A 364-nucleotide genomic window follows, 5' to 3' on the forward strand; every position below is an offset into this window, starting at 1 on the left:
CGAACTGACCAACTTTATCCATGACCAGACGAGAAAACACAGCTGGCAATGATTCAGGCATCACATCAACGTGTTCAATGGTGAAAACATCGCCTTTATTAAGACGAATCGGCCTCATTAAATTCTCAATTTTACGCTGAATGTTGAGTTCATTTTTTTGACACTCTTTCGTGTAGAACTCACTGATAGGCAAAGTCACAGTCAATGATACAGGCTGAGGCGCTAATCCACTATTCAGTAAAGCGTGATGCACAGCTAACAGGTTAACATCCGTATATTGATACTCAATATGAGTCGTAAGAATAGATTGGTTGCTAACTTCATCATACGTGTATTTTTTACCATCCAGTTCATAGTTAAATGT

Annotated in this window: 1 protein-coding gene; it reads right to left on the minus strand. The window is 38.7% G+C overall.

Translation table 11 applies throughout. From position 1 onward, the window contains the following. The coding region (gene parM, locus RTW80_RS27810) for a plasmid segregation protein ParM domain-containing protein (RefSeq protein WP_312721343.1) at positions 1 to 364 on the minus strand (364 nt) is incomplete at both ends.

This window comes from Escherichia sp. AM3, from assembly GCF_032029835.1.
Classification (GTDB): Bacteria; Pseudomonadota; Gammaproteobacteria; order Enterobacterales; family Enterobacteriaceae; genus Escherichia; species Escherichia coli.